The 522-nt window shown below is 68.8% G+C and carries 1 protein-coding gene; it reads right to left on the bottom strand.

The features are described from left to right. Positions 1 to 522: alpha-amylase family protein (locus JK359_RS38580; protein WP_504739961.1), on the bottom strand; the 522-nt coding region annotated here is incomplete at both ends.

Genomic DNA, 522 nt, shown 5'->3' on the forward strand with positions numbered 1-522 from the left:
GCCGCTGTAGACGCCCCAGGCGGGGGAGAGGGTGGCGGCGAGTACGGCCCGCACCTCGAACGCGGGGCGCCCTCCGTGCTGGAGGAAGGCGTGCAGGATGTCGGGGGTGTTGGCGAAGAGGTTCGGCCGCATGTAGGCGGCGGCCTCGCCCGACAGCTCGGTCAGGTACTCGGTCAGCTCCTGCTTGCCGTTGCGCCAGGTGAAGTAGGTGTACGACTGCTGGAAGCCGACCTGGGCGAGCGTGGCCATCATCGCCGGCCGGGTGAACGCCTCGGCCAGGAAGATCACGTCCGGGTCCTTGCGGTTGACCTCCCCGATGACCCGCTCCCAGAACACCACCGGCTTGGTGTGCGGGTTGTCGACGCGGAAGATGCGCACGCCGTGGCTCATCCAGTGCCGCAGGACGCGAACCGTCTCGGCGACCAGGCCGTCCATGTCGGCGTCGAAGGCGATGGGGTAGATGTCCTGGTACTTCTTCGGCGGGTTCTCGGCGTACGCGATCGTCCCGTCGGGGCGGTGCCT

Source organism: Streptomyces actinomycinicus (assembly GCF_016741775.1).
GTDB lineage: Bacteria > Actinomycetota > Actinomycetes > Streptomycetales > Streptomycetaceae > Streptomyces > Streptomyces actinomycinicus.